The following is a 26,706-nucleotide window of genomic DNA, read 5'->3' on the forward strand; positions in this document are numbered from 1 at the left end:
GACCACTCGACACCGACCACCCACCACTGGTCTCGCGACACCGCCCACGCTCAGGCGTCGGCGCCAGCCGCGCTCAGACGTCGGCGCCCGTCGCGCCGAGGCGACTCCTGTCGAGAGTGACGATCCGATCGGCGGCCGATCCCGCCCACCGCCGGTCGTGGGTGACCGCGATGACGGCGCCGCCTCGCCCGCAGAAGTCCGCGACGACATCGTTGAGCCTCGCCATCGCCGCCGCGTCCCTGCCCTGTGTCGGTTCGTCGAGCAGAAGGACCGCCGGTTCCGTGATGAGCGCCGAGGCGATGACGACGTCCTTCCGCCGCGCAGTCCCGAGGTCGAAGGGATGGGCTTCGGCCGCCTCGGTGAGGCCCAGCGTCGCCATCGCCGAGGCGACCGCCGCTGCCCGCTCCGCGACGACGGCCTCACGCTCACGCCTCCGATGTCGGGGCAGGGGTGCGGCTCGCCCCAGCTCGCTGGCGACCGTCGAGGCCGAGAGCTGGGTGCCAGGATCCTGACCGACCCATCCGAGGTGCGCGGCTCGCCGGCCGGCGGGCATGCCCGGCAGCACGATGTCCTCGCCGAGGCGGTGCACCGTCATCGCACCCGTCACCGTGGCGCCGCGGCCGAGGAGGCCGGCGAGAGCGCGCAGCAGCGTCGACTTCCCGGCACCGTTCGCACCGGTGAGCGCGAGGAGTTCACCCGGATGCAGCCGGAGATCGACGCCGTCGAGGATCACAGCCCCACCCCGTTCCACCCGCAGGCTCTCGATCGTGAGCACGGGCGCCGGCCGCGGGGTCTGCTGTCCGTCGTCGGGAAGAGCAGGCTTCGGCTCATCGGATTCGGAGGCGAGGGCCGCTGCACCTGGGGACCGGGCAGACGCACGCGCCGGCACCGACATCCACACGCCGTGCCCGGCAATCGCGGCGTCCCCGAGCGAGGCCGGTTCCGCCGCGGCGCCCAGCGTGCCCGAGGAGAGGAAGCTGACGGCGTCGCAGGCCTCGGCGACGTCGTCGAACTGGTGGCCGGTGAGGAGGACCGCTCCCCCGGAGTCCGTGTGGGCGCGCAGCCCGGCGATGAGACTCCGGCGCATCCGCGGGTCGAGCGAGAGCGCGGGCTCGTCGAGGACGAGGAGCACGGGGTCGAGGGCGAGGAGACCGGCGAGCGCGACGAGCTGCCGCTGTCCACCGGAGAGCGTGTCGAGGCGTCGGTCCCACAATTCGCCGAGACCGAATGCGCTGAGCGCGGCGGCGGCCGCCACCCGCGCGCGGTCGGCGGTCACGCCGTGGAGTCGGCTCGGCAGCTGCACCTCGTCGCCGACGATGCTCGTCATTCCCGACAGCTGCGCCTCGGGATCGTCTCCGAGCATGACCGCGCTGTCGGTGACGACCGCGTGGCCGGTCACGGTCGCCTGCTCGGCGAGGAGTCCGACGGTGAGCCGGGCCAGTGTCGAGATCCCCGAGCGCTGCGGACCGAGCACCGCGTGCATGCGTCCGGGATCCAGCCGCAGGCTGATGTCGGTGAGCGCCGGCGCCTGCGCAGCCCGGTACGTGACGTCGACCCCGGCGAGGTCGAGCACTGTCGCAGAAGGGTTCATCCCCGACCTCCGAGCAGCGTGTCGGCGCTCGGCAGGGGCAGGAAGCCGGCCACCGAGGCGACGATGAGGGCGACGGTGAGGAGGGGACCGCCTCGGCGGATGAAGGACTGGACCCGGTCGTCGCGGTGATCCTGCAGGTCAACGGCGTGGTCGGAGCGGGCGAAGCCGCGCTGGTCGAGGACCTCGTGGCGTTGGTCGACGCCGACGAGCAGGGAGGTGAAGAGGCCTGCGACGATGCGCGGGAGGAGCCGGATGCGCGTTCCCCACCGGTGCGTCGGCCATCCGCGGGCGGCGAGAGCATCGAGGACGTCGGTGGTGCGTCGGCGCACCAACGGGATGAGGCTGAGCGCGGAGGCGCAGATGTAGGCCACCGTCGCGGGCAGGCGGAGGGCGATGAGGCCGTCGAAGAGCCGCGCGGAGTCGTTGCCGAGCCCGAACAGCGCACCGAGGGCGATGAGCGCGGTGACCCGCAGCCAGATCTGGGCCGCGATCGCGAGGCCTTCGACGGTGACGCGAACGGCCCCGGACTGCCAGAGCACGGTCACCGCCGTCCCGGGGTAGAAGAGGCCCTGCACGAGGCCGACGACGATGAGCAGCGGCAGGCTCAGGCCCGCCACCGTCAGCGCCCATCGGGTCAGAGAGACCCTCCTCGTCGCCACGGCTGCGATGAGCGAGCCGAGGATGACGGCGGCGGGGACGACAGGTGACGGAATCCCGAACACGAGGAAGAGGGCGCAGGCCATGACGATGAGGTCGGTGGCCGGGTGCCAGCGAGTTCGGGATTCCGGGATCGCTGTCGTCATTCAGCTCAGACGCTGGGCGCGCGCCTGCGGGGGACGGCTGTGTTCGGTGAACGGGTACCTGCCGAGGATCCGGCGGGGCAGGGTGCGGAGCACGAGATAGGCGAGGCCGAAGATCAGCGCCTTGTCGATGATGTCGGAGACGATGCTCTGGGCGAGAGTCGCGGCGAGCATCTCCTGTCCGGCCGCTTGGAGGATCGCGACGATGCCGCCGGTGCCGGCCCCGAGTCCGCCGCCGAAGACGTAGGCGGCCACCGGGGCGCCGAGAGCCGCGGCGGGGATTCCCGCGAGCGCACCGGCGAGCACCGCGAACCAGGGGGTGCGGAAGGCGCCGAGGCGGGCGGCCCATCCGGCGGCGGCGCCGATGAAGGCAGCGCCGGTGGTGAAGGCGATGACGCTGGGGTTGAGGGTCACTCCCCAGATGAGGTTCGAGATGATGCCGGTGAACGCTCCGGCTGCCGGTCCGGCGAGAACGCCGATCATCACGGTGCCGATGGAGTCGAGGTAGAGCGGGATCGGGGTGAGCGTGCCGACGACCTGGCCGATGACGATGTTGAGGGCGATGGCCACGGGGATGAGCGCGATGATGCTGCGCGGAATGAGCGGCAGGGTGCCGGCCGCCAGGAGGATGCCGCCGGCGAGGTACCCGACCATGACCCACAGGGTGGTGTGGCCGAGGTCGGTGCCGAGGTTGGCGGGCTGGGTGAGGAGGACGACGAGGTAGGTCGCGAGGATGACGGCGGTGCCGAGGACGGTGAGGGTGAGAGTGATGGGGGTTTGTCCGGGACCAGTCGGTGCGGCTGGCCCCTGCCCAGACAGAGTGCGGGTGGTCGTGTCTCTAACCATGGTGTGGTCCCTTCTTCAGTGTGGCGCCGAGGTGGTCGAGGAAGAGTTCGGCATCGATCGAGCGGATGATCTCTGCGTTGGGTTCTCTCCCCCACCGCCCCAGCCAGTCGGCGACGGTTTCGCCTCGTGTGAGTGTACCGGTGAGTTCGACGTCGACCGGTGCTGTGGCAGTCTGCGACCAGGGCAGGGTGCTCTCCGACCGGTCAGGATCGCGGGCCCATGCGAGGGCGCAGGCAACGACGAAGGGGTCGTGGATGTGGGCGAGGTAGCCGAGTCCGTCCCATTCGTGGAACTCGAAGTAGAAGCGCAGGGCCGCGCCGAGTTCACGGAGCACTGTGTGCCACCGGTCGTCCGCATCGCCTGAGAGGATGGCCGCCCAGCGTTCGGGGGTCATTGCCACGGCTTCGGTGGCTTCGATCGGGGCGATGACGGGCAGAGCGATGTCGGGGTGCTCGTGACGGGCCCGGTCGAAGGCCGCGAGGACGGCGGCGGTCGATTCGGGGTCGAAGGTGACGTTCCATTCCGTCGTCGGGTGCGTGTTGCCGCGGTAGTTGAAGGCCCCGCCCATGATGAAGAGGCGGCGGAGCAGGTGGGGCAGCCGGGGTTCGATCTCCAGGGCGAGCGCGAGGTTCGTCGACGGCCCGATGACGATGCCGATGAGCTCGCCGGGGTGCGCGCGGGCGGCGTCGACCCACGCCTGTGCCGCCGAGGTGGGGCTGAGCGGCACCGTCGGTTCCGGCAGGGTGGCGTAGCCGGCACCGGTCTGGCCGTGGGTGAGATCGGCGTACTCGATGTCGACGGTGTCGGGCTCCCCCACCGCCGATCCGGATGGCATCTGTGCGGCCGTTGATCTCTGGCGAGCCAGCGGCAGGGCATGGCCCGCGTGGACGGGGATGTCGTCGGCTCCGGCGAGCGTGAGCCATCTCCGCGTGTTCTCGACGACCTGCGCGGTGGGAACGTTCCCGCCCGAGGCGGCGATGCCGACGACATCGACGTCGTCCTGGCACAGGAGGTAGGCGAGCGCGAGCGCGTCGTCGATGCCCGGGTCGCAGTCGAGGAAGAGCGGCAGAGTCATACGTTCATTCTGCCGGATCGGCAGAAGTGAGCATTCTTTCGGACCGGCTGCTGAGGGACTCCGCGCAGCCTGTCCGCGCAGCCTCTCTGCACACCCCGGTGCCGCATTGCCTGCGCGGTCCCCCGGGGGTTCGCCTCACCATCGGCGTTGTCTCCTCCAGTTTCCGCACGGCTGCGTGGATCCGCGCCGCACGAACTGACAGCAGAGGTAGATGTCGGAGGGTGCATTCTGCCCGCCCGTGGTGTCAGCACGAGCCGGATCCATCGGCAGCGCACCTGCGGCCTCGAGCTCCTCAACGCTCATGCGCGTGCCGATGGCCTCGGCCAGAGGCCCGCGCATGAGCAGCGGTCGCTGTGCGAACGCATACGCATTGAGGAACATCTCGCAGTCACAGCAGCATGCGCCCATGCTGCCCAGACGTGCGAGGAGAGCCGTCGCCCGTGGTGCCGTGCTGTCGCGGAAGCTCTCGGCGAAGCGGTGCGTGCCGTTGCAGCCGAACTCCCCGAGCTGTCGGAAGACGTAGCACACGAGACATTCGCCTGGTCGGGGATTGAGGATGCGAGCCGACGCCGTGTCGATGACCTGCCTGATCTCTGGGTTCTCCGTGATGTTGTCCATGACCTCACGGTGCCATCCGGCACTGACATGAGAGAGATTCAGGCCACAGAGAGTTTCGAGTCGCGTGCGATTCTCCTTCCCCGATGTGCGATTGCTCGAGACGCCCGCACCGGCCGCTGCCCCGGACAGCGCATCGGGCGCGGTCCCCGCGCGATCGGAGGAACCGGCGTCGACGACCACCGCCGCTCCATAGACTGGGGTGATGACCACTCTCGTCATCGGTGAGGCCCTCATCGACATCGTCTCGACTCCCGACGCACCCGACAGGTACGCCCCTGGAGGCGCGCCGGCCAATGTCGCGCTCGGCCTCGGTCGCCTCGGTGACGAGGTCGCCCTGCTCACGGACCTCGGAGATGACTTCCACGGCGGATTCGTCCTCTCCCACCTGCGGGCCTCGAACGTCACCGTCCATGCGACCCCTCAGGGTGCGACCTCGACGGCGCGCGCGACCCTCTCCGCCGACGGGTCGGCCGAATACGACTTCCACCTGCGCTGGAATCCCGATCCGACACCGGTCGCAGAGGAGCCGTGGGAGGCCATCCACATCGGCTCGATCGCGGCATTCCTCCCACCCGGCGCGGAGACGATCGACGCCCTGCTCGACAACCGTCACCCATCCACTCGACTGGTGACGTTCGACCCGAACATCCGCCCGACGATCATCGGCGAGCGGACGGCGGCACTGGCCCGATTCGAGGAGCTCGCCGCACGCGTCGACGTCCTCAAGCTCAGCGATGTCGATGCCGAGTGGCTCTATCCCGACCTCGCTGAAGAAGCGCAGGTCGATCGTCTGCTCGGCCTTGGTCCGGACCTGGTGGCGATGACGCGCGGAGGTGAGGGCGCAGTCCTGGCGACCGCCTCGGCGCGGGTGACGGTGGCTTCGGCTCCGGTCGACGTCGCGGATACGATCGGCGCAGGGGACACGTTCATGGTCTCCCTCATCCACGATCTGCATGCCGCGACGTCAGCGGTGTCCGACCTCGGCACTGCGGAGCTGACGTCATTGGGCGACAGGGCGTCGGCGTTGGCCGGGATCACCGTCGGCCGTACCGGCGCCGATCTTCCGTGGGCTGCGGATCTCACGAACTGAGGAATTCGGCGAGCTGTCGCAGGCAGATGTCGTGGCCGTTCCGGTGGCCGTCGATCATTCCCTGACCGACGAAGGAGACGACCTGGTCGACGAGCTCGACTCTGGTGCCCGCTGAGGTGGCTGTCAGGGTCCAGGTGATGATGGCGGTCGAGAGGATCTCATCGTCTTTGGTGAGAGTCTCGGTGGTCACGATGTAACGCTGCGGCAAGACAGCGCAGTACTGCCCAGTCGATGCGAACTCCAGTGCTCCAGGCGCCCCGCAACGGGCGCTGATCGATCCACCGGGGCGGAATTCGTCGATGTCGCAGACCATCTCCTCCCCTTCGGGGACTCCCCACTGCACACGCTGATCTGTATCGGCGAAGGCGGCCCACACTGTCGAGACCGGGTGTTCGATATCAGCACCGAGGCTGATCGTCGCGGCCACAGGTGCTCCCTGAGCGTCTGCGAGCTCACTCACCGAAGACCACCACCTGGTTTCCGTCCGGACCGGCGCTCGGGAGAATGCGGCACGAAGAGCCGGGAATGCCATTCGGTCGCTTGCTCCTCGCTGCCGACTCTGATGTCGGCCATGAGTCCGCTCACCATGATCGCTCCTTCGGGATCAGTATCGGGATCAAAGCGATTGCATTATGCAACTGCTTATTCCATGGAACCACACCTTGAAGGATCGGACAACAGAATCGTCCCAGCGACCTCAGCACGGCAATCCCCGATCACCGGTGCCGGCCGCAACCAGGTTCGACGACCGACTCAGCTTCCGGCGATCTCCGCTTTGACAGCAGCCTGCAGCCGTTCTGAAGCGCGCGGTGAAGCCGGATCGGGACGCGGAACGCCGAGGTGAGTCTCCCTCAGCTCCTCCATGAGGCCGGAGACGAGCTGGGGGTCGTCGGTCATGAGTCTGGATCGGATCGTCAGCTCCGGTGAGGTCTCGCGGTGGGTCATCCCCCAGGTTCCGAGTGCAACCATGACCGGCAGGGTCTGGATCCCCGCCTCGGTGAGCGAGTATTTCGCCTTCTGACCGCGGACCGCCTCCGCCTTGGTCAGGAGCCCTTCGTCCACCAGTTTCCTCAGTCGGCTGGCGAGCATGTTCGAGGCGATGCCCTCGTTGTTCTGCGTGAGCAGCTCCCGGAAGTGGCGGCGACCGCCGAAGACGATGTCGCGGAGGATGATGAGGCTCCACGAATCGCCGAGCACCTCGACGGCGGCATTGATCGCACAGCCCGACCTCGGTTGCCCAGCCACGCATCCTCCTTCAAGTGATTGTGTTCTGCAAGTGCATCATCCTACGCTGGGTTCCATTGTCACCGACAATCGACCTGCTCCGGAGGCCAACGATGTTCCGCACGCGCATTCACAATCTCTTCGTCTCCCTCGACGGCTTCGCCGCGGGCGATCACGTCACCTTCGATGAGCCCATCGGCGACGCGGCGGCGCTCTTCTCCCGCTTCGACGGTCGCGTCATCATGGGCATCGATCGCGCTGATGCTCCGATCACCGTCGACCGTGCGCTCTTCAGCATGTGGGGGCAGGGCATCGGCGCCGAGATCATGGGCCGCAAGAAGTTCGGCCCCCAGACCGGGCCGTGGCCCGACGACGGCTGGCAGGGGTGGTGGGATGATGCGCCGCCGTTCGCGACTCCGTGCTTCATCCTCACCCACCATCCCCGGCCGCCCATCGAATTCGCCAACGGCACCGTCTTCCACTTCATCGACGCCTACCCCGCCACGGCCCTGGAGACGGCGAGGGCCGCCGCGGGCGGACGCGATGTCCGGCTCGGCGGCGGCCCGTCGACGATCAGGCAGTTCCTCGACGCCGACCTCGTCGACTTCATGCACACGATCACGGTGCCGGTCGTCCTCGGCACCAGGGTGCACCTGTGGGACGATCCCGGCGTGCTCGACGAGCGCTTCGCACTCGAGTCGGTGAGCACGCCGAGCGGGCTGACTCACCGGCTGTGGAATCGGCTCAGCTGAGCGCCTCGGCGAGCGGGGTCGCACCGTCGTAGAAGTTCACGGTCTCCCGCACGTCGGCGTCATTGGCGATGACGTAGGTGATGACATCGGCGACGAGCTCACGCGACGTCTCCGCCTGCCCCTCACCGGGGGTGCGGCCGTCGATGTCACCGCGTTCATCGGCGATGACGACGGCGCCCGGCGACGGATCGAGGGTGAGATGACCCGGCCCGAGGATCGTGTAGTCGAGCGGGCTCTCACGCAGGTAGGCGTCCGCGCCGTGCTTGGCCTCGACGTACGGGTAGAACGCGTTCGACGGATCGACGCGGTCGCGGTCGACGCTCGCACTGGCAAAGGAGACCATGACGAAGCGCTTGACTCCGGCCTGTTCGGCGGCGTCGATCGCGCGTTTGGCGGCCTCGAGGTCGACGGCCTTGGTCCGCTCGGGGCTGCCACCGCCGGCCCCTGCGGAGAAGACGATCGCCGCGGCACCGGCGAACACCTCGGCGAGGGCATCGGTGTCCGCGGTTTCGATGTCGAGGACGACCGGATTCGCCCCGGCGGCTTCGACGTCACCGGCCTGGTCGGGGTTGCGGATGACCGAGTCGACGGTGAAGCCGGCGGCCGTGAGCTTCGGGGCCGCCAGCAGGGCGACCTTCCCGTGTCCGCCGAGGATGACGACGCGACCTGAGTCAGACATGTGCTTGCTCCTTCGTTGACGATGGGTGGTGCCCACAACAGCCGCGACCGGCGATGATTTATTCCGCCGAGGCGGCCCGGCGTTTGGTGCCGATCGCGTGCGATCGCTGTCATCCCGGGGAAGGGACGGTCTGAAGAATTCTGTGCGCGGCGCCTCTCGAACCGGCCCTGCCGGAGCACAATGGGAGGCATGACGATCACTGAGCTCTTTGCCGATGTCGCCAAGCGTCCCCTCGAGACGATCGAGAACCTGCCGACTCTCACTCCCGAGGAGCTCAACGCTCACCCCGGGTCCCATCCCAATTCGGTCGCGTGGCTGCTGTGGCACATCGGGCGCGAGGTCGATGTCCAGCTCGCCGGCCTCACCGGGGAGGATCAGGTGTGGGAGCGGTTCCGCGACCGCTTCGACCTCGGTCCGATCGGCGACACCATCGGCTACGGGCACACACCCGAGCAGGCCTCGGAGATCGTCGTCAACGACCAGGGACTCCTCGTCGACTACGCCACTGCTGCGCTGAGCGCCCTCATCGACTACGCGAACCGGCTGAGCGCGGAGGACTTCGACGCCGTCATCGACGAGCACTGGACTCCCCCGGTGACCCGCGGCGTCCGTCTCGTCTCGATCGTCGACGATGCCGCCCAGCACGCCGGGCAGGCGGCCTATGCCGCCGGGATGCCGCGCTGACCTCTGCTGATCCCTCTACGCCAATCCGACGAGCGTCGGGATCGCGATCGGACCGGCACCGAAGACCGCGATCACCGCGGCGAGCGTGAGGAGGAAGAGGTCGTACTCCCACCCGTTGTCGGCGGCCCAGTACTTGCTGTGCCACCGGAAGTTCTGCATCGAGATCGTGATGAGCATGAGCACGACGACGCCGATGCCGGCGAATTGGGCGAGCACACCGGTGGCGAAGGACAGGGCGGCGGCGAACTCCGCGATCGGCACGAACCAGGCCAGCGGCAGGGGCAGGCCGTCGTTCTTCGCGAAGCGGCGCACGTCCTTGAGCTTGAGCAGTGATTCGTGGAAGAACGTGAAGGCGAGCAGACCGCGCACCAGGAGCAGGACGACGGCGATGACGAGCGGCGGCGCGGTGAACACGGCAGACCCCCTTCTGCGCGGACGGCTGACCCGACGCAGTCTACGCGCCGATCACACTGCTTGCGCCTCGATGATGATGAGCGGTTCGGTTCCGACGAATGGTCGGCGTGACCAAGAACCCCACACCTCGGTGACGGTGAACCCGGCTACGGTCAGCTGTGCTTCCAGCGTTTCCCTGCTGCGGAAGACGAAGGTCTCGTCCTCGACGAGGACCTCATCGGTGTCGGCGAAACGATTCGAGAACCGGACGTGGATGCGACCTTCGCCGAGGTCGTCGACATCGGCCCATTCCTCCAGCGGCCCGTGTCCGGTCATCCGCGTCGTCGCCTCGGGCTGCGACCACGTCTCCCACGCGCGGGCACTCGGATTGCGGCTCTCGAAGGCCAGGACTCCATTTGTGCGCAGTGCAGCGCGGACGTCGAGGAGAGTGCCCTGCCAGTCGGGGTCGCTGATGTGCTGGGCGACGTTTCCCGACATGATGACGAGGTCGAAGCGCTCGGCCGGGACCGCAGTCGAATCGCCGTTGATCCATTCGACGCGCTGTCCTTCATCTCGACTCGCCGCGAAGTCGATCATCGCGGCCGACGGATCGATTCCGACGACTCGGCGTCCGTCCACGGCGAGTGAGCGCGTGAGCAATCCCGTCCCGCAGCCGAGGTCGAGGATCCGTCGGGCACCCATTCGGTGAGCGAGCGCACGGAAGTGCTCGTGGTCGGCGCCGCCGGGATTGTCGCTGTCATAGAGCTCGACGATCCACGGATGGTAGTCAACCATCATCACTCGCCAGCGAAATTGAACGTCGTCCACGGCCAGGACGGAGCGGCGGCTCGGCCGTCCGCATCCATCGCACCTCCCCGTCGACGACGGTGTCGGTGGCGTTCATGCCGAGGCTCTCCGCGATCCGCTGCGAGGCCGTGTGGGCGGGGTGGATGTGGGCGATGATCTCACCGACTCCGTCATCGACGAGGTCGGTCATCAGCCTCGTCGCCGCCTGCGTGGCGATGCCCTGCCGCTGCCACGGGGTTCCGACCACCCAGGCGATCTCCGCTGTGCCGCCGGCCTCGGTCACGGTCGCCTGAACATAGCCGACGGGCTGACGCTGCACACCCCATTCGATGATGAGGTTGATCCACTCTTCGCTGCCATCCGATGAGCGTCCGCGCACTTGGGCGGCGTACTGCTTCACCAGGGCCTCGCGGGTCGGCGGGCGGCCGCCGGTGAACTCGTAGAGCGCGGGATCGGCGAGGACTGCGGCCATCACCTCGGCGTCCTCGACGCGCAGCGGACGCAGCTCAATCCGGGTCATGCTCCCACTCCCTCCGCAGCAGACCGTAGACCCAGGAATCGGAGACCACACCAGCTACGATGCAGTCCTCGCGCAGGGTCCCCTCCCGGCGAAAGCCGAGCTTCTCGAGCACGCGGGCCGAACCGATGTTGCGCGTGTCGGCTTCGGCCTGCACGCGATTGAGGTCGAGGGCGTCGAACGCCCATGCCAGCAGAGCCCGGGCCGCCTCGGTCGCGTAACCGCGTCCCCAGACCTCCTCGGCGAAGCAGAATCCCAGGGATCCGCTCCGGAAATCGGGGTTCCAGCTGTTGAACGTGACCCAGCCGATGAACGCGGCGTCTTCGTTCCGCTCGACGGCCACCCGTGCACCGGTCCCGTTCTCCGCCATGCTCCGGCAGCCGGCCATGAAGCGCGCGATCATCGTCCGGTCGGTCCACGGCGGTGAATCCCAGTACTCGAGCACCCGCGCATTCGACTGCAACTCATAGAGCGCCTCGGCGTCGGCATCTGCAAACGGCCGCAGGCGAAGACGGTCCGTGGTGAGCGTCGGGGTCGGGAGCATCGTTGTCGCCGGTGACATGGGCTCATCGTGTCACATCCGCTGGGCTCACAGCCGATTCCCGGCCCCCGGGGCGCCGCCGGTCCCTTGTGTACGCACTCACGGTCAACTAGGTTGAAGCCGTACCGAGCAGCAAGATGCCTTGCACATCTGCTGCCAGCCGGGGACAACCTCGGCGACACTCTGCGGAAGGAATCCCATGGCCAACTCAGCACAGGACCGCCAGCCCACCCCGGACCCGGCGGAGAACAACGCCTACTTCCCGTCGCCGTACTCGCTGTCGCAGTACACGGCGCCGACGACCGATTTCGACGGCCTCGGCACCGACGAGACGTACACGGGCGGCAAGTGGAAGGTGCTCGTCATCGCCACCGACGAGCGCTACATGCTCATGCAGAACGAGACGTTCTTCTCCACCGGCAACCACCCCGTCGAAACGCTCCTGCCGATGTACCACATCGCCCAGGCCGGCTACGCGATCGACATCGCGACCCTCGACGGCGAACCGGGCAAGTTCGAATGGTGGGCCTACCCGAAGGACGACGAGGCCGTCACCGCGGAGTGGGAGGCGACGAAGGAGGCGTTCAAGGCGCCGAAGAAGCTCACCGAGGTGCTCGAACAGGGTCTCGACGACTATGCGGCGATCTTCATCCCCGGCGGTCATGGTGCGATGAACGGCATCCCCTTCAGCGCCGTCCTCGGCGAGACCCTCGACTACTTCCTCGACAACGACCGGCTCATCATCACCCTCTGCCATGGCCCGGCCGCACTGCTGGCCTCCGGTGTCGGCCGCGATGAGAACCCCTTCGCCGGATACCGGATCGTCGCCTTCCCGGACACCCTCGACGAGGGCGCGAACATCGAGATCGGCTACCTGCCGGGCAAGATGCCGTGGGCGCTGGGGAAGGCGCTGACGAAGGCGGGCATCGAGATCGCGAACAAGGACATGACCGGAGCGACGACGCGCGACCGCAACCTCCTCACCGGCGACAGCCCCCTCGCGGCGAACCAGCTCGGAAAGGACTCCGCGCAGGCGCTGCTCGAGCAGTTCGGGAACTGACCCCGGTCGGGCGCCGTCGCCAGTGCCGGGGCGCTCAGCCGCGGGGCGCGTTGGCGCGGGGCGCTCAGTTGCGGGGCACGCTGTCCCGGGGCACTTAGTCCCGCGTCACTCCGTCCCGGGCCAATGTCATGTGAAGCAGCGGATACGGCAGTCCGGCGGCGTCGACGGGGCTGCGTCCGGTGACGGTGAAGCCGCGACTCAGATAGAACCCGTAGGCCTGCTCATTCTGCTCGTTGACGTCGACGGCCGTCACATCGTCGGCGGAGACGACATGGTCGAGAAGCCTCGTCCCGACTCCCTCGCCTCGGTGGTCGGCGTCGATGAAGAGCATCTCGAGGCTTCCATCGGCGGTGCCGGCGAAGCCGACGGCGACTCCGCCGCGCTCGGCGACGGTGAGACGGACATGCGGGAAGTAGTCCGAGGCCAGCCGCTCCTCGATGGCGTCGCGGTGGTCGTCGGCGAGGAAATCGTGCGTCGCGAGCACCGACGAACGCCAGATGTCGACGAGCCGCGGGTAGTCCTCGGCGCCTCGTGCCGGGCGGATGAGCAGGGAGTCGGCCATGGCGACCACCTTAGTCGACCACGGGCGCTCATCCGCGCACAGTCCCCGACCGTCCCGCGCCGAGGACGGTGCTGAGACCGAGCCCGGCGAGCACGATGACGAGGATGGCGCTCAATCCGATCATCGCCGTCGTCGACGGCAGGACGGTGACCGCCAGGCCCAGGCCGACGACGGGGACGATGAGACCGAGGTAGGCGACGAGGAAGAGACCGGCCAGGGCCGCTCCGCGACGGTCCGCCGAGGTGGTCGCGAGGATCGTGCCGACCGCGCCCTTGAAGAGGAAGCCGGCGCCGGCGCCGGCGACCGCTCCTCCGACGAGGAAGAGCACGAGGCTGGCCGAGACCGTGCCGGCGACGAGGAAGCCGAAGCCGAGGATCTCGGCAAGCACTCCGACCCTCAGCCGCACCGGGGGTGCCATCCGCTGGGTCGCGGTCTGGGCGAGCGCGGCGGCGGCGAAGACGACGAACGTCACCGCACCGGCGATGAGTCTGCTGGGTTCGTGGAGCGCCTCGGCGAGGAACTCCGGGGTCACCGAGGTGAAGACACCGAAGACGGAGAAGGCCGCCAGTGCCGCAACGGCGGCCTGCCAGAAGCCGCCCCCGGCCCTGGCCCCGCCGGGCAGCTGGGGCCGGTAGCTCGGACGCGACGGCTGCACGTCGACGGTCTCGGGGGCAAGGGCGACGGCGACGATCGACGCGATGAGGAGGACGAGGAACACGAGGTAGGGCACGACGAGGGGGCCGGTGACGTATTGGGCGAGGAAGCCGGCGATCAGCGGGCCGAGTCCGAGCCCGCCGATGTTCGCAGCGATCGAGACGACCTCGGAGCGGGCGGAGTCGGTCGCATGCGGGCGGTGGCGGCTGTGGAGTTCGTGGAGGTGCGCCGTCGCCGTGGCGGTGAGCATGCCGATGCCCAGTCCCGAGATGAACCGGGCGGCGATGAGCCCGGGCAGATCCGGCCAGAGGAGGAAGATGACCGCCGAGGCGGCCTCGAGGGCGAGCGCGGGGATGATGATGCGCTTGCGGCCCACCCAGTCGGAGATGTGGCCGACGAGGATGAGGCTGATGACGACGCCGACGGCATAGACGGAGAAGACGATGGTGACGACGAACGTCGAGAAGCCGTCGCGCTCGGCGTAGAGCGGGTAGAGCGGGGTCGGCAGCGTCGAGTAGGCCATGCCGATGAGGAAGGCGGCGGCGACGAGCCAGAAGCCGAGGCCATGTCGGGTGCTCGTTGTCGTGGGCGTGCTGTGCAGTGTCGTCGTCATGCGGGGTCGTGCCTCTCGATCGTCAGGGGCGCCCATTGGAGGGGCGCTTCTTCCACTGTCCACCCGAACAGTCATCGTGTCCAACGAATAATTCGGATATGAGAAATCGCCTCGTGCGATAATTGGCGGATGGATCTTCGCCAGCTCGAGTACTTCGTCGCTGTGGCGAATGCGCAGAGCTTCACCCGTGCCGCCGAGTCCCTCCACGTCTCGCAGTCGACCGTCTCAGCGGGGATCCAGGCCCTCGAGCGGGAGGTGGGCGTGCCGCTCATCATCAGGACGACGCGGCAGTTCCATCTCTCCCCCGCAGGAGAGGAACTCCTCGTCCGCGGACAAGGGCTTCTCGCCGACGAGCAGGCCGCGCTCGCGGCCGTCCGGCAGGTCGACGGGGTCGTCAGCGGTCGGCTCCGCCTCGGTGCGCCGACGTTCGAGCCCCCGTTCGATCTCCCCGAACTCCTCGCCCGCTTCCGGCAGCGCTACCCGGCGGTCGAGCTGCAGCTGATCTCCTCCCCGACTGGGTCGGTGGGGATGCGCCAGGACGTCGTCGACAACCAGCTCGATGCGGCGTTCTCCTCGGATGCCGCGCCCCATCCGGCGCTGTCGGTGCGCGAGATCGCGCGCACTCCGGTCGTCCTCGTCGTCGCAGGCGACCATGAGCTGGCGTCCAGGCGCTCCGCGACGCTGGCCGACATCGCGGCCGAACCGTTCATCGACTTCCCACCGGGATTCGGGCTCCGCGCGATCGCCGACGAGGCCTTCCGCAGGTCGGGACTGCGCCGCTCGGTCATGGTCGAATCATCGACGGCGGCGATGATCCTCGCGTTCGTCCGCAACGGCCTCGGCATCGCTCTGCTCCCCGAATCCGCTGACGGCGAGCAGCCCGGAATCGTCACCCTCTCCCTCAGCGACGCCGACCTGACGTGGACCGTCTCACTCATCTGCCATGCGCGCCGGTGGCAGCCTCCCGCCCTCGGCGCTCTCATCGGACTTCTCGATGACGCCGAGGCGGAGGACGGCGGCAGCAGCGGCAAAGCCGCCGGCCATGGGAGTCCAAGCAGAGCCGAACATCGCTGACGTGATCGAACAGTCACCTTGTCGGGTGGACACGCCTCGGCGACGGGCATAGACTGGCCGCGCGCTCCGGCACAGGAGCGATCCCCATCGGCTGACCGACGGGTCTCATCCACGGCTCGCTGCGTCGGCTCGGGAAGCCACTCGCAGGAAGGACAGACCCCATGTACGCATTCTCCAGCCCCTCGCACTACGTCCAAGGGAAGAACGTCATCGCCGACCTCGCCGACCATCTCGCACCCCTCGGCACCACTCCGCTGCTCATCGCCGACGACACCGTCTGGGGTCTCGTCGAAGCACCGATCGAGAAGAGCTTCACCGACGCGGGCGTCGACGTCGTCCGCGAGTCATTCAGCGGCTTCGCCACCCCCGAGACGATCGACGGACTGGTCGAGCGCATCCGGTCGGGCGGTCATGATGTCATCGTCGGCCTCGGCGGAGGTTCGGCGATCGATTCGGCCAAGGCCGCCGGGCACAAAGCCGGCATCAAGTGGGCATCGATTCCCACCGCGGCGTCCTCGGATGCTCCCACCTCGGGGCTGTCGGTCGTCTACACCGCTGACGGCGAGTTCCTCGAGTACCGCTTCTTCCACAAAAACCCCGACCTCGTCCTCATCGACACCCAGCTCGTGGCCAACGCACCGGTGAACTTCCTCATCGCCGGCATCGGCGATGCGCTCGCGACCTGGATCGAAGCGCGGGCCACCGCACGCGGCACCGGTGAGACGATGTCCGGTGGGCGCCCGACCCAGGCGGGCACCGCGCTGGCGCATCTGAGCTGGGAGATCCTCCACGAGAACGCCCTCGCAGCGATCGACGCGGTCAACGCGAAGACTGTCACCCCGGCCCTCGAGGCCGTCGTCGAGGCGAACACCCTGCTCTCCGGTCTCGGCTTCGAGGCCGGCGGCCTGGCGGCTGCCCATGCGATCCACGACGGGCTGACGGCGGCTCCGCAGACCCACGGTCTCGCCCACGGGCAGAAGGTCAACGTCGGCACTCTCGCCCAGCTGATCATGGAAGGCGCCGATGCCGAGGAGATCGAGGACTTCATCGAGTTCACGACCCGTGTCGGTCTGCCCAACACGCTCACCGAGGTGGGGCTGAGTCCTGATGACGCGAAGGAGCTTGAGGCGGTGGCGAAGGCGGCGACCGTGCCCGAGGAGACGATCCACAATATGCCGTTCCCGGTGACCCCGGAGATGGTCGTCGACGCCCTGCGCGCGGTCGAATCCGTCTCCCGCCGGGTGCGGGCCGAGCGCGGGCTCCCCGAGCCGAAGAAGTACGAAGCGAAGGGGCACTGAGCCTCTTGTGCCCTGCCCGCACTGAGCGGACTCCTCGATAGGTCGACGTGATGCGAACCCCGGCGTTGTGATGTCGGGGTTCGTGTGCGTCGATGAGTTCGTGCGAGACTGTGCGTCGTGATTCCAGGCACCGTCAACGAACTCTCCGCCCATGATCGGATGATCCTCGACTTCGAGCGATCACCGTCATCGGCGGCCACCCGCATGGTTCTGTGCCGACGCATCGAACTGGCCGTCGAGAGGTATTCCGCGGTGCTCGAAGGACTCGCTGACACCGACGCGGCATTCGGCTACGCCCCGGATGTCGTCACTCGCATCCGCCGACTGCGGTCGGAACGCTTCGCCTTCGAACGACGGAAGGGCCGCTGGCGCTCGTTCATGCCGTAAGACGCTCGTTCATCCGGTACCGCGCTCAGCCGAAGGTCTTGCGAAGCGTGGCCACCGAGATGTGCGGCCAGCCGACGATCCCCTGGTCCGGCATGAGCAGGATGCGGAAGTTGAGGACGCACATCTGCGCGTATTGGATCTGCATGATCGTCGGCTGATCCGGATGGGTGAGCCGCTCGACCCACATGGTCGCGTAGACGAGCGTGGTCTGCGCATTCGGCCCTTTGTCTCCCGTCGGTACTCCCCCGAGCAGAAAGGGCGAGTTCGTCAGGCCTCCGTCGGCGAGTTGCGGTTCGACGGTGACGTGCGGGCCGTACGGATCGTTCCGGTGTCTGCGGAAGCCGACCTTGGCCTGCGTCATCACGTTGATCGCGACCCCATCGATCGAGTAACCGGCCTCGACTTTGTCATGGATATCGGCCTGGAGAAGGCGAATGGGATCGTTGACGACATCCTGCATCGGCACGCCGAGGATCTGGTCGGGAAGCGGTGGCTCCGGCGGGTGCGTGTTGTAGGGAGTGCGGGGGTTCTCCGGGCCTTCGGCGATGCTGAGGTCGAACTGCTGGAACGGTTTGAGGTGATCGGTGCGTGAGGTCCCGGCCTCCGAGCTGCCGGCCGCGTTCATGATCGCTTCCTCAGGCGGTGTCACCCCGGTGATCGGGGTGCTGTTGAAGGAGAGGAAGTCCGAGTATCCGTACGGCTGGTCGCCGATGGGAAGCACCGGTGGCGCACCGGAGAACGGCACGACCGTTCCCTGGGCGATGAGGGTGTTGCCGTGCGGGATCGACGACATGCGGTAGACGATCTGCCCGTTCGAGGGATTGCGCAGAGGCGGATACTCGGCCGGCGGTTGGATCATCCACATGCCGGGTTCGATGTGCAGCGCGCTGTGGGTGTCCTTGTCGCTGACCTTGTGCAGGTACGTGAGGCCGTGGAGATCGACACCGTCTCCGCCGCAGGCACGGTTGGGCACCGGTGAACCGATCGGCGTGACGTCGTAGGTTTCCTCGGTCTGGTTGAGCTGGAGATAGAGATTCGCGTGCCCGGAGTAGTCAGGTCGGGAGATCAGGTTGAATCCGTGTCCGCGCCAGGAGCCCGCGAGTTCCTGCAGACCACCCAGACACGAGAGCACATTGCTGTTGTCCGGGCTGAAGCGAACCGTTGACTCCGACATCGCGCACTCTCCTTCGAGGAAACCGGAATTCTCGGATCGAGCGGGCACGGCGGTCAGCCGCCGTCCGGGTCACCGCACTCTTCGGCCCCGGTGCTGCTTCCGAGGAAAGCCATCTTGCCACATGTCTGCATCGGCTGAACAGGTCTGCTCGGGAGAGCTCGGGCACCGAACAGCGTTCTTCCCGGCGCGGGTCCATCGCCGGGAAGAGCGCCGTGCGATGCGGTCAGCCGGACACCGAGCGAACGATCTCCGCGATCCGCTTCTCCGTGGCGGCATCGACGGTCTCGAAGTACCAGGCCGCGGGCATCAGCGACCCGTCGTCACCACCGGCTGAGTGGAACGGAGCCTTCTCGGTGAGTGCGAGGTTCAGCCGTTCGTCGTTGCGCAGGGTGATGAGTGCCGGAGTGCTCGCGGAGGCCGCGTAGGCAGGCATCCCGTACCAGATCCGGGGTTTGAGCTCCGGTGCAGTCGCCACGATGAGGTCGTGCACCTGTCGCATGATCGAGCGCCTCGGCTCGTCCATGGCTGCGATCTTGTCGAGGACCTGGCTGAGGTTCTTCTCATCCTTCGATGACATGTCGTGTCCTTTCATCGGCCGATGTCGAACATCGGCGGGCAGAAGTCGGCGCATTGGAGCGCCGCACCCCATCCGGACTTGTCCTGAGGAACTCAAGTCTCTCCGCGATGATTCACGTGATCCTCACGTGGAAGTGCAGTCGGTGACACTGAGCGCCACCGAGTTCAGTTTAGATGACACTCGTCATCTGGTGCCACGGCACGTCCGCAGTCCGCAGTATGCCAGCCAAGCTGCGCGGATGACCCTCACCTCAACCGAAGCAGCCCCGCCTGCGTCGGTTGGAACCCGTTCGCTTTGAGGTAGAAGTCTGCAAGGCCGGGTTCGAAATCGACGTGCATCCACTCACAGCCTCGGTCACGGGCTTCGGCAACGGCAATGTCGATGAGCTTGGAGCCAATTCCTTGACCTTGGTACGCCGGGAGGACTGCGGCATCGAGTATGAAAGCGTGGGCGCCCCCGTCCCCAACGACATTGACGAAACCGACGAGACCCGACTCGACCTCTGCCGTCACCCAGAAGATGCTGTGCCGTTCGAGACGAGCCGACCATGGGACGACTGCTGTCGACTCTGATCCGAATGCCTGATGATGCAGGTCCGAGAGCGTCCGATCGTCGAGTCCGGGCGAAATCTGAAACTCAGCAGTCATCGGAACTCTGCCCGGCATGAATCGCGACAGACGACGTCAGCGACGGTGTGTCGGTCACGGATCGTCATTCGTCGTCCCTGGCTCAAGTGTCATCATCCTTCTCCGAGGTCGGCAGAGCTTCAGCTCCATCGCAATGATCAGCGAATCCCTGACTTCATCAGCGATTTCCTACTCTGGTGTCGATCAGCGTATCGCGTTCAATAGCGAAGGAACGAGATCCGTCAAAGGCCAGGAGCTCCACCGAGTTTTGGTGCCAAACCAACCTCGCGCGCCTACAGAGAGTGGCTTGACCATGATCAGGCATGGCGTGGCTTCACCCCAGAGATCGGTCTCCTCCAGCGGGAGAAAACCCCACTTCTCGTAGAACTGCCGCGTGCGGGCGTAATGCGGGTCCGAATGCGAGGCCCCCAGAGTCTTCACCTGCAACAAGGCCACGCGGCGGCGAACCGCGTCGTCCTCAATAGCCCGCAGCATCGCGGTGCCGACACCCGCCCCATGAACTGCCCGATCGACGACGATTAGATGCACCTCGGCAACGTGAGCGAAGTGACGTTCGACCAGCGTGACGCCAACGACACGGTCTCGGTCGTCCCGGACCGTCCAAGTCTCTTTCGAACGTGCGGCCTCGATGTACTCGGCGTTGGACTCAGACTGCCCGAACCTTTCGGGAACTGCAGCAAGCAAACGAGCCAGATCATCGGGCACTTGCTGGTCGAGCTCAGCGACCCAACCAATGCCACTCACGCGACGCTCAGCGGGGTGATCGAAGCGATCTGCTCCCCCGCGAGTTCTTCCGCACGGTCGAGCTCGTAGTGACTCTGCAGGTTGATCCAGAATTCCGCAGATGTGCCGAAGTACCGCGCGAGACGCAGTGCGGTGTCTGCGGTGATCCCGCGCTTGCCGTGCACGATCTCATTGATCCGCCTGGGAGGGACGCCGATCGACACGGCGAGTTTGTTCTGGGTGATACCGAATCCCTCGATGAAGTCCTCCATGAGGACCTCCCCTGGGTGGATCGGCTCGATCTTGTCAGTGGTAGTCAACGATCTCCACCTCCTCTGGTCCGGCGTCGGTCCACGCGAAGCAGATCCGCCACCGGTCGTTGATCCTGATGCTGTGCTGACCGGCCCGATCACCCTTGAGTGCCTCGAGCCGATTGCCGGGCGGGACACGGAGGTCCACAAGGTACTCTGCGGACCCCACCTGACGCAGCTTGCGCAACGCGACTCGGAGAATCCTCGGATCGATCGAGCGCACGCGTTCACGGTGCCACAGCCGCTCGGTCTCCTTGTCGCCGAACGATCTGATCACGACTCCAGTGTATGACGGGTTCCGTCAATAACGCTAGACGTCAAACCGGATCCACCGAGTTCCGGCACATTCCAACCTCTGCAGTTTGGCTGACGCGCGTCAGCCGTCAGCGCGTCGTCGGGTGCGCTCCCTGGCTTGGAGCCGCCAAGCTCGACAGCAGCTTCAAGCTTTCCTCGTGCGGCGAGCCGGGTTCAGCCGTGTAGATCGACAGGTCATGCCTGGCGCGCTTGCCCGTGGGGAGACCGACTGACTGGTATGTCAATTCGATCTCGCCAACCTCGGGGTGCTGCAGGCGCTTAGTGCCTTCGTGTCGGATGCGGATGTCATGGGAGGCCCAGTATGCGGAGAACGCCTCACTTGCCGTGGACAGCTCGCCGATGAGTTCGCGCAGGATCTTATCGTAAGGATCGCGTCCGGCCTCGGCCCGCAGGAGCGCCACAGTTACGGCGGCTCCTGACTCCCAGTCGATGAAGAAGTCCTTGGATCCTTCGTCGAGGAAGTGGTAGCGGGCGAAGTTCGCTGTCCCATCCACAGAGGTAGGGCTGGCGAACATCGGTGAGTGCAGAGCGCGACCGAGGGCATTGGAGCCGATGACGTCGAGGCGCCCATTGCGCACGAAAGCGGCGGAGCCGATGATCGAGTCGAGCATCCACTGCACCTGTGGCGCGATCGGGACCTCGCGGCGACGGACAGACCTCCGGTGGGTGGGCTTGGCGGCGCGGGCGAGGTCGTTCAGGTAGGTGCGTTCGTCGTCATCGAGTCGCAGCGCTTCGGCGACCGCGTCGAGGACCTCGGCAGACACTTCGCCGATGTGGCCCTTCTCCAGGCGGGTGTACCACTCGGTGCTCACCCCGGCGAGAACAGCGACCTCTTCGCGGCGCAGTCCCGGCACACGCCGGCGAGTGCTGGTAGGAAGCCCGACCATATCGGGCGTCAGCTTCGCGCGGCGGCTGGAAAGGAAGCCTTTGATGTCGTCGCGATTGTCCATGGTTCAAGAGTAGAAGGGTTCCCATGCGCGAAGGGGGGTCGATCTTCTACCCCCTATGAACTCGACCTTCCCTGCCTGCGCGAACGGATGCCAAATGGATATCGAGCAAACATCGTCCAACCGTCAATGAGGTATCCATGCACAACGAAGCCGCCACGGCTTTCATCCCGACGCAAACCGCACCCAGTGACGACACGCCCAAACTCCGCCTTCCGCTCGTCGTCTACGTCCTGGCGCTGGGCACGTTCCTGATGCTCACGACCGAGTTCGTGATCGCGGGCATCCTGCCCGAGATCGCCGGCGACCTGGACATCTCGCTCGGCCAAGCCGGGTCATTGATCACAGTGTTCGCAACCGGCATGGTCATCGGCGCACCGCTGCTGACTATGGTGACATTGCGGCTGTCGAAGAAGCTCACGCTCCTCATCGCACTGATCGTGTTCGTCGCCGGGCATCTGGTCGTCGCGCTCGCCGAGGACCTCACAGTCCTCACCGGCGCGCGCTTCGTCACCGCACTCGCCACCGGCGCCTTCTGGGCCGTCTCCGCAGTCGTGGCCTCGAACGTCGTCGGCTCGTCGTTGAAGTCCTCCGCGGTGGGAGTGGTCGCCGCCGGAGGTTCGCTGGCCACAGTGATTGGAGTTACGATCGGAGCGTACCTCGCCCAACATGTAGGCTGGCGGGGCACCTTCTGGGCGCTCGGGATCGCCGCGGCGGTCGCCGTGGTATTCGTCGCCCGACTGGTCCCGGCGGACGAGGCACAGCCCGAGGAGTCTTCCGTGCTGTCCGGGCTCGCGGATCTGCGAACACCGCGCCTCTGGCTCGTGTTGGCCGCCTGCCTGACCACCACGGGCGGCGTGCTCGCCGCGTACTCGTTCATCGCACCGATTCTCACCATCCAGGCCGGAGTTTCTGCTGGTCTCGTGCCGCTGGTGCTGGCAGGTTTCGGCATCTGCTCCTTCCTCGGCACCCTACTCGGCGGACGACTGGGCGACAAGCATGCCCACGCCGTGACGATCGCGGCCCCCGCGCTGACGACGCTCGTGCTGCTGGCGATGTCCCTGCTGCCTGGGTCGACCTGGACCACCGTCGTGCTCGTCGTGCTGCTGGGGGCATTCGGACTCAGCGCCAACAGTGTGCTCATCCACCTCGCCGTCGGCTACGCCGGCCGCGCGGCCACTCTCGGCTCAGGACTCGCTGTCGCAGCATTCAACGCCGGTACCGCCATCGGCACCACCATCGCCGGAGCCACCCTGACCACTTCGCTGGGCCTGTCCGGTCCCCCGGTCGCGGGCACGGTGATCGTCGCGCTGTCCCTGATTCCGGCATTCGTCCTCGCGGTCATGACACGCAGAAGCATCGCCGAGCCAACCCGGTCCGTCTGACCACTCAACATCACCCCACGAAGGAGAACACACCATGCGCGCAACGCTCATGTACAAAGCAGGCGACGTCCGGATCGAGGATGTCCCCGACTCGATCATCAAGCATCCGACAGACGCTCTGGTGCGTGTCACCGCGTCCTGCATCTGTGGCTCAGACCTGCACCCCTACCACCAGATGACCCATGAGAATGGCCCTGCCCGCATGGGCCACGAGCTCATCGGCGTAATCGAAGATCTCGGCAGCGAGGTCACCACTCTGAAGAAGGGCGATTTGGTCGTCTCCCCGTTCGCTATCTCGGACAACGTGTGCGAGTTCTGCCGTGAGAGTCTCCAGACCTCCTGCATCCACCACGAGGCGACTTTCCTCGACGGCATCGCCGACGAGGGCGGCCAGGCCGAAGCCATCCGCATTCCGCTCGCGGACGGCACCCTGGTGAAGCTGCCCGTCGCCGAAGACTCAGCGCTCGTCCCCTCGCTGCTGACCCTGGCCGACGTGCTCGGCACCGGTCACCACGCCGCGAAGATGGCCGGAGTCACGCCCGGTCAGCGCGTGACGGTGATCGGCGACGGCGCGGTCGGCCTCATGGCAGTCCTGTCCGCCAAGCGACTCGGCGCAGAACAGATCATCCTGATGGGTCGTCACACTGGCCGCACCAGCCTCGGACGCGAGTTCGGGGCCACCGACATCGTCGCCGAGCGCGGCGAGGAGGGCATCGCGAAGGTCCGAGACCTCACCGCCGGCCACGGCGCCCACGCCGTGCTCGAGGCCGTCGGCCATTTGCCGGCTTACGAGCAGGCGCTCGGCGTCGTCCGCCCAGGCGGTGTGATCAGCCGAGTCGGTGTCCCGCAGTACGAAGACGCCCCGATCGGATTCGGCAGCTTGTTCCGGCACAACATCCGCCTCGCCGGCGGACCCGCTCCGGTCCGCGCTTACATCGAGGACCTCATGCCTGACATCCTCGATGGCACCATCAACCCCGGCGAGGTCTTCGATGTCGAGACGGATCTCGACGGTGTCCCGGACGGATACCGCGACATGGACGAGCGACGGAGTCTGAAGGTCCTTATCCGTCCGTAACCCTGTGAGCGGCGGCGGAGTTGCACTGCCCGCCGTTGCGACGACAAACGGCCTCGCCATCCATGCACTCGCCCGCGACGGGGACCGGGAGTTCCTGTCCTCCCGCGTCGCGCTGTTCGCTGCTGACGCCACCGACCCGACTTTCATCGAAGCAGCGGCCCAGCGCATCGACCTTGTCGTGCTCGCCCACGCCGCCCACAGCTCCCCACGAGGAGTTGGAGAAAGTCGACTTCGGCGAGGTGATGCCGGTGCTCGAGGTGATCAAGTGCCATGACATCGCGATCGTGCTGTTGACACACTTCGAGTCACCGCGCCGACGCAGCTCCACAACCAGGAACTGGGCATCTTCGAACTCAGGCGCCGCAGCGAATAGCTCGTCCGTCGGAATCAAAAACAGCGAACTAGATGTTGAAGCGGAACTCCACCACGTTCCGTAGCCGAATCACCTTTGGCGACAGCGACTCGCGCTTTGGCGAGCGTACGTCGCTCGTGATGCGCCATCGCACGCCTATCCTGGGCAAGAGGGTGACCACAGGCGCGCGAGGAGGACCGAGGGAATGGCATTGAGTCCGTCGCAGGGGCGCCGACCGGGACTGCACCCGGCGTTGTCGACGCGTCAGGGGTTCGCGCTCCTTGGGGAGGCCGGGTCAGTGCGCAACCTCCTGCGCGACTCCGTGGAGGCGATCCGAAGCCTTCGCTTCGTCTCCCTGCACGGTGATGGCGTATTCACTCTGGGTAGCATCGGCGTGGAGAAGGCCATGAAGGTCATGCTCGGCTGCACCGAGGTCGAGGCCGCGGGCTCATGGCCCTCCAAGAAGACCCTCAAAGACGGACCGGGGCCACGACATCCAGAGGTTAAGTCAGCTGCTCGACACGGCGATCGAACGCGGCCTGACGCGGTCCACCCACACCGGGTACGCGGAGAGTCTCTTTGATCGGATCAGCGGAAGCACCACGCTCCCGCTTCTCTTCGCGACGTTCGCTCGGTACGGGAAGTCGGGGCGCTTCCACCACTTGGACGTCCTCGCCACCAACGAGCCCGGCTCGGACGATCCACCGTCCGAGTACTGGGAGCGAGTCGAGTTCCACGTGAGGACCACAAATCGAGAGATCGCCGAAGTCCCTTATGGAGACAATCAGGCGCTGAACGAGTACGAGGCCCGACTGCGGGGCCGAATCGCCGACGAGCTGGAGGCCTGGTGGTCCTGCGTCCACCGCCTCGGCGTCCAGGGCTGCTTCGGCGACCTTGGCGAGAAGATCGGCTGGGAGATCTGGGAGCCAGGGCGCTCCGGGCCGCCAATCGTGAAGAACTAGTCCAACATCATGTCCCCCGGGTAATCACAGACGAGTCCTAGTACCAGGCGGGCAGGCCAAGCGTAGGCCGGGCTTCCTCAGTGTGGCGCTTCATATACTGACTACATGGAGAAGGTGCCCGAACAACCACTCGACGATGAGGCGATGGACGTCGCCGGGCCTGAGCGCGACTTCGCCCTCGGCTCCCTTGACTTCGAAGGGCTATCGCCCACCGATTTCGAAGAGTTCTGCTTCGATCTCATGGCCGAGAGTGGCTTCTCCAATGTGGACTGGAGAAAGGGGACTCCGCTCGCCGCATCGCCGTCCGATCGTGGCCGAGATATCGTCGCGCGCCGGTCCATGAAGGACATTGACGGGCACGAGTACGAGGAGCGCTGGTTCGTCGACTGCAAGCACTACAAGCGCGGCGTTCCTCCCGACGTGCTCCAGGGGGCCATCGCCTGGGCCAGTGCTGAGCGCCCGTCAGTGCTCCTCTTCATTGCATCCGGCTATCTCACCAACGGGGCTAAGGATTGGATCGCGGACTACCAGCGCTCAAACAATCCGCCCTTCCGGATCCGCATATGGGAGAAGCCGCAGCTCCTTCGACTCGTTGAGCAGAACCTAGATCTAGCTTTCAAGCACGATGTTGGGACGAGCACGCTGCGACGGGTGTCAGAGATTCTGGAGGCCGAGTCAATGCTCATGGATCGGCTCTGGTACGGGCGCAAACCGGCGGACGAGAACGTGGACCACTACGATTGGCCCGATAACATCAAAGCCGGAATGCTCGCAGCAAAGCGCCAAGTCGAGGAGCAGTACGGCAAGGAAGAGCTAGCGAAGGATGTGGAGTCAGACTGGGCGTGGGGCTACCTCTCGGGACGGATCTCCGCTGTGCGCTGGGTGCTGGGGGACGACTGGCACAACCTCGACAGCTGACGAATAATGATCGAACCACACGGGGGACTTCCTATTGCGAGATGGCTACTTA

Annotated in this window: 33 protein-coding genes; 11 read left to right on the top strand and 22 right to left on the bottom strand. The window is 66.6% G+C overall.

The features are described 5' to 3' along the window. Positions 1–73: 73 nt before the first annotated feature. The 5 genes from J9315_RS10665 to J9315_RS10685 form a co-directional block, all read right to left on the bottom strand. On the bottom strand, positions 74–1,591 hold the full coding sequence (locus tag J9315_RS10665; RefSeq protein ID WP_198498474.1) for an ATP-binding cassette domain-containing protein: 1,518 nt from the start codon (positions 1,589–1,591) through the stop codon (positions 74–76). Continuing rightward, complete coding sequence (locus tag J9315_RS10670; protein ID WP_198498473.1) at positions 1,588–2,394, bottom strand: energy-coupling factor transporter transmembrane component T; 807 nt, start codon at positions 2,392–2,394, stop codon at positions 1,588–1,590. The genes J9315_RS10665 and J9315_RS10670 overlap by 4 nt, the downstream gene beginning before the upstream one ends. After that, a complete protein-coding gene (locus J9315_RS10675; RefSeq protein WP_198498472.1) occupies positions 2,395–3,237 on the bottom strand; it encodes a histidine kinase in 843 nt (280 codons plus the stop codon). After that, complete coding sequence (locus J9315_RS10680; RefSeq protein ID WP_211977851.1) at positions 3,230–4,312, bottom strand: nucleoside hydrolase; 1,083 nt, start codon at positions 4,310–4,312, stop codon at positions 3,230–3,232. Before J9315_RS10680 ends, J9315_RS10675 begins: the two co-directional genes overlap by 8 nt. Before the next feature lie 135 nt (positions 4,313–4,447). Then, positions 4,448–4,930: a DUF2695 domain-containing protein gene (locus tag J9315_RS10685; RefSeq protein WP_211977852.1), complete on the bottom strand. Its 483-nt coding sequence runs from the start codon at positions 4,928–4,930 to the stop codon at positions 4,448–4,450. Positions 4,931–5,132: 202 nt separating this feature from the next. Between J9315_RS10685 and J9315_RS10690 the strand changes: the two genes are divergently transcribed. Beyond that, the gene (locus J9315_RS10690; protein WP_198498469.1) at positions 5,133–6,020 is read left to right on the top strand and encodes a carbohydrate kinase; all 888 of its coding nucleotides are present in this window, start codon (positions 5,133–5,135) and stop codon (positions 6,018–6,020) included. On the opposite strand, the gene J9315_RS10695 is transcribed toward J9315_RS10690, so the two are convergent. Continuing rightward, positions 6,010–6,480: an SRPBCC domain-containing protein gene (locus J9315_RS10695; protein ID WP_211977853.1), complete on the bottom strand. Its 471-nt coding sequence runs from the start codon at positions 6,478–6,480 to the stop codon at positions 6,010–6,012. The genes J9315_RS10690 and J9315_RS10695 overlap by 11 nt on opposite strands. Before the next feature lie 293 nt (positions 6,481–6,773). Continuing rightward, positions 6,774–7,265: a helix-turn-helix domain-containing protein gene (locus J9315_RS10700; protein ID WP_198498467.1), complete on the bottom strand. Its 492-nt coding sequence runs from the start codon at positions 7,263–7,265 to the stop codon at positions 6,774–6,776. Positions 7,266–7,357: 92 nt separating this feature from the next. Between J9315_RS10700 and J9315_RS10705 the strand changes: the two genes are divergently transcribed. Further along, complete coding sequence (locus J9315_RS10705) at positions 7,358–7,996, top strand: dihydrofolate reductase family protein (protein ID WP_198498466.1); 639 nt, start codon at positions 7,358–7,360, stop codon at positions 7,994–7,996. Here the strand turns inward: J9315_RS10705 and J9315_RS10710 are convergent. Beyond that, complete coding sequence (locus tag J9315_RS10710; RefSeq protein ID WP_198498465.1) at positions 7,989–8,675, bottom strand: SDR family oxidoreductase; 687 nt, start codon at positions 8,673–8,675, stop codon at positions 7,989–7,991. The two genes, J9315_RS10705 and J9315_RS10710, sit on opposite strands and share 8 nt — an antisense overlap. A 189-nt stretch (positions 8,676–8,864) precedes the next feature. Between J9315_RS10710 and J9315_RS10715 the strand changes: the two genes are divergently transcribed. Beyond that, entirely contained in the window at positions 8,865–9,359 is a 495-nt protein-coding gene (locus J9315_RS10715; protein WP_198498464.1) for a DinB family protein, read from the top strand. Positions 9,360–9,374: 15 nt separating this feature from the next. On the opposite strand, the gene J9315_RS10720 is transcribed toward J9315_RS10715, so the two are convergent. Genes J9315_RS10720 through J9315_RS10735 form a run of 4 tightly spaced genes read right to left on the bottom strand, consistent with a single transcriptional unit; the run spans position 9,375 to position 11,638 of the window. Beyond that, positions 9,375–9,773: a DoxX family membrane protein gene (locus J9315_RS10720; RefSeq protein ID WP_198498463.1), complete on the bottom strand. Its 399-nt coding sequence runs from the start codon at positions 9,771–9,773 to the stop codon at positions 9,375–9,377. 51 nt (positions 9,774–9,824) lie between these two features. Continuing rightward, a complete protein-coding gene (locus tag J9315_RS10725; RefSeq protein WP_232623557.1) occupies positions 9,825–10,550 on the bottom strand; it encodes a class I SAM-dependent methyltransferase in 726 nt (241 codons plus the stop codon). Beyond that, positions 10,540–11,079 carry a GNAT family N-acetyltransferase gene (locus J9315_RS10730; RefSeq protein WP_198498462.1) on the bottom strand — a complete coding sequence of 180 codons (540 nt, stop codon included), beginning with the start codon at positions 11,077–11,079 and terminating at the stop codon, positions 10,540–10,542. The genes J9315_RS10725 and J9315_RS10730 overlap by 11 nt, the downstream gene beginning before the upstream one ends. Then, the gene (locus J9315_RS10735) at positions 11,066–11,638 is read right to left on the bottom strand and encodes a GNAT family N-acetyltransferase (RefSeq protein ID WP_198498461.1); all 573 of its coding nucleotides are present in this window, start codon (positions 11,636–11,638) and stop codon (positions 11,066–11,068) included. Before J9315_RS10735 ends, J9315_RS10730 begins: the two co-directional genes overlap by 14 nt. 178 nt (positions 11,639–11,816) lie before the next feature. On the opposite strand from J9315_RS10735, the gene hchA reads away from it, so the two are divergent. Further along, positions 11,817–12,677: a glyoxalase III HchA gene (gene hchA / locus J9315_RS10740; protein ID WP_198498460.1), complete on the top strand. Its 861-nt coding sequence runs from the start codon at positions 11,817–11,819 to the stop codon at positions 12,675–12,677. Between the two features lie 94 nt (positions 12,678–12,771). Here the strand turns inward: hchA and J9315_RS10745 are convergent, their stop codons facing one another. Together J9315_RS10745 and J9315_RS10750 are read right to left on the bottom strand one after the other, a co-directional pair. Continuing rightward, entirely contained in the window at positions 12,772–13,239 is a 468-nt protein-coding gene (locus J9315_RS10745; RefSeq protein ID WP_211977854.1) for an acetyltransferase, read from the bottom strand. A gap of 28 nt (positions 13,240–13,267) precedes the next feature. Beyond that, the gene (locus J9315_RS10750; RefSeq protein ID WP_211977855.1) at positions 13,268–14,506 is read right to left on the bottom strand and encodes an MFS transporter; all 1,239 of its coding nucleotides are present in this window, start codon (positions 14,504–14,506) and stop codon (positions 13,268–13,270) included. Between the two features lie 129 nt (positions 14,507–14,635). Here J9315_RS10750 and J9315_RS10755 point away from each other — a divergent pair, with 129 nt between their 5' ends. From J9315_RS10755 to J9315_RS10765, 3 genes are all read left to right on the top strand, one after another. After that, positions 14,636–15,580, top strand: coding sequence for a LysR family transcriptional regulator (locus J9315_RS10755; RefSeq protein ID WP_211977856.1), 945 nt, complete (start codon positions 14,636–14,638; stop codon positions 15,578–15,580). 161 nt (positions 15,581–15,741) lie between these two features. Further along, the gene (locus tag J9315_RS10760) at positions 15,742–16,878 is read left to right on the top strand and encodes a glycerol dehydrogenase (RefSeq protein ID WP_198498456.1); all 1,137 of its coding nucleotides are present in this window, start codon (positions 15,742–15,744) and stop codon (positions 16,876–16,878) included. A 117-nt stretch (positions 16,879–16,995) separates the two neighbouring features. Continuing rightward, complete coding sequence (locus tag J9315_RS10765) at positions 16,996–17,265, top strand: DUF3263 domain-containing protein (RefSeq protein WP_211977857.1); 270 nt, start codon at positions 16,996–16,998, stop codon at positions 17,263–17,265. Positions 17,266–17,290: 25 nt separating this feature from the next. Here J9315_RS10765 and J9315_RS10770 read toward each other — a convergent pair whose 3' ends face one another. From J9315_RS10770 to J9315_RS10800, 7 genes are all read right to left on the bottom strand, one after another. Further along, entirely contained in the window at positions 17,291–18,439 is a 1,149-nt protein-coding gene (locus J9315_RS10770) for a heme-binding protein (RefSeq protein ID WP_211977858.1), read from the bottom strand. 223 nt (positions 18,440–18,662) lie between these two features. Then, positions 18,663–19,016, bottom strand: a complete 354-nt coding sequence (locus J9315_RS10775; protein ID WP_211977859.1) for a DUF1801 domain-containing protein — start codon at positions 19,014–19,016, stop codon at positions 18,663–18,665. Positions 19,017–19,261: 245 nt separating this feature from the next. Further along, positions 19,262–19,663, bottom strand: coding sequence for a GNAT family N-acetyltransferase (locus J9315_RS10780; protein ID WP_249120887.1), 402 nt, complete (start codon positions 19,661–19,663; stop codon positions 19,262–19,264). Between the two features lie 183 nt (positions 19,664–19,846). Further along, a complete protein-coding gene (locus J9315_RS10785) occupies positions 19,847–20,407 on the bottom strand; it encodes a GNAT family N-acetyltransferase (RefSeq protein WP_211977861.1) in 561 nt (186 codons plus the stop codon). Continuing rightward, positions 20,404–20,706 carry a HigA family addiction module antitoxin gene (locus J9315_RS10790; RefSeq protein WP_198498450.1) on the bottom strand — a complete coding sequence of 101 codons (303 nt, stop codon included), beginning with the start codon at positions 20,704–20,706 and terminating at the stop codon, positions 20,404–20,406. Before J9315_RS10790 ends, J9315_RS10785 begins: the two co-directional genes overlap by 4 nt. Then, positions 20,693–20,974, bottom strand: a complete 282-nt coding sequence (locus J9315_RS10795) for a type II toxin-antitoxin system RelE/ParE family toxin (protein ID WP_211977862.1) — start codon at positions 20,972–20,974, stop codon at positions 20,693–20,695. Before J9315_RS10795 ends, J9315_RS10790 begins: the two co-directional genes overlap by 14 nt. 106 nt (positions 20,975–21,080) lie before the next feature. Beyond that, positions 21,081–21,962 carry a helix-turn-helix transcriptional regulator gene (locus tag J9315_RS10800; RefSeq protein ID WP_211977863.1) on the bottom strand — a complete coding sequence of 294 codons (882 nt, stop codon included), beginning with the start codon at positions 21,960–21,962 and terminating at the stop codon, positions 21,081–21,083. A gap of 137 nt (positions 21,963–22,099) precedes the next feature. On the opposite strand from J9315_RS10800, the gene J9315_RS10805 reads away from it, so the two are divergent. Together J9315_RS10805 and J9315_RS10810 are read left to right on the top strand one after the other, a co-directional pair. Continuing rightward, positions 22,100–23,344, top strand: coding sequence for an MFS transporter (locus tag J9315_RS10805; protein ID WP_211977864.1), 1,245 nt, complete (start codon positions 22,100–22,102; stop codon positions 23,342–23,344). Positions 23,345–23,378: 34 nt separating this feature from the next. After that, a complete protein-coding gene (locus tag J9315_RS10810) occupies positions 23,379–24,422 on the top strand; it encodes a zinc-dependent alcohol dehydrogenase family protein (RefSeq protein ID WP_211977865.1) in 1,044 nt (347 codons plus the stop codon). Here the strand turns inward: J9315_RS10810 and J9315_RS10815 are convergent. Continuing rightward, entirely contained in the window at positions 24,409–24,813 is a 405-nt protein-coding gene (locus tag J9315_RS10815) for a hypothetical protein (RefSeq protein WP_211977866.1), read from the bottom strand. The two genes, J9315_RS10810 and J9315_RS10815, sit on opposite strands and share 14 nt — an antisense overlap. A gap of 623 nt (positions 24,814–25,436) precedes the next feature. Between J9315_RS10815 and J9315_RS10820 the strand changes: the two genes are divergently transcribed. Together J9315_RS10820 and J9315_RS10825 are read left to right on the top strand one after the other, a co-directional pair. Next, a complete protein-coding gene (locus tag J9315_RS10820; protein WP_211977867.1) occupies positions 25,437–25,736 on the top strand; it encodes a hypothetical protein in 300 nt (99 codons plus the stop codon). Positions 25,737–25,841: 105 nt separating this feature from the next. Next, positions 25,842–26,654, top strand: a complete 813-nt coding sequence (locus J9315_RS10825; protein ID WP_211977868.1) for a restriction endonuclease — start codon at positions 25,842–25,844, stop codon at positions 26,652–26,654. The last annotated feature ends 52 nt before the right edge of the window (positions 26,655–26,706 follow it).

Origin of the sequence: Brevibacterium sp. W7.2, from assembly GCF_018137945.1 — a bacterium.
Lineage (GTDB): Bacteria > Actinomycetota > Actinomycetes > Actinomycetales > Brevibacteriaceae > Brevibacterium > Brevibacterium sanguinis.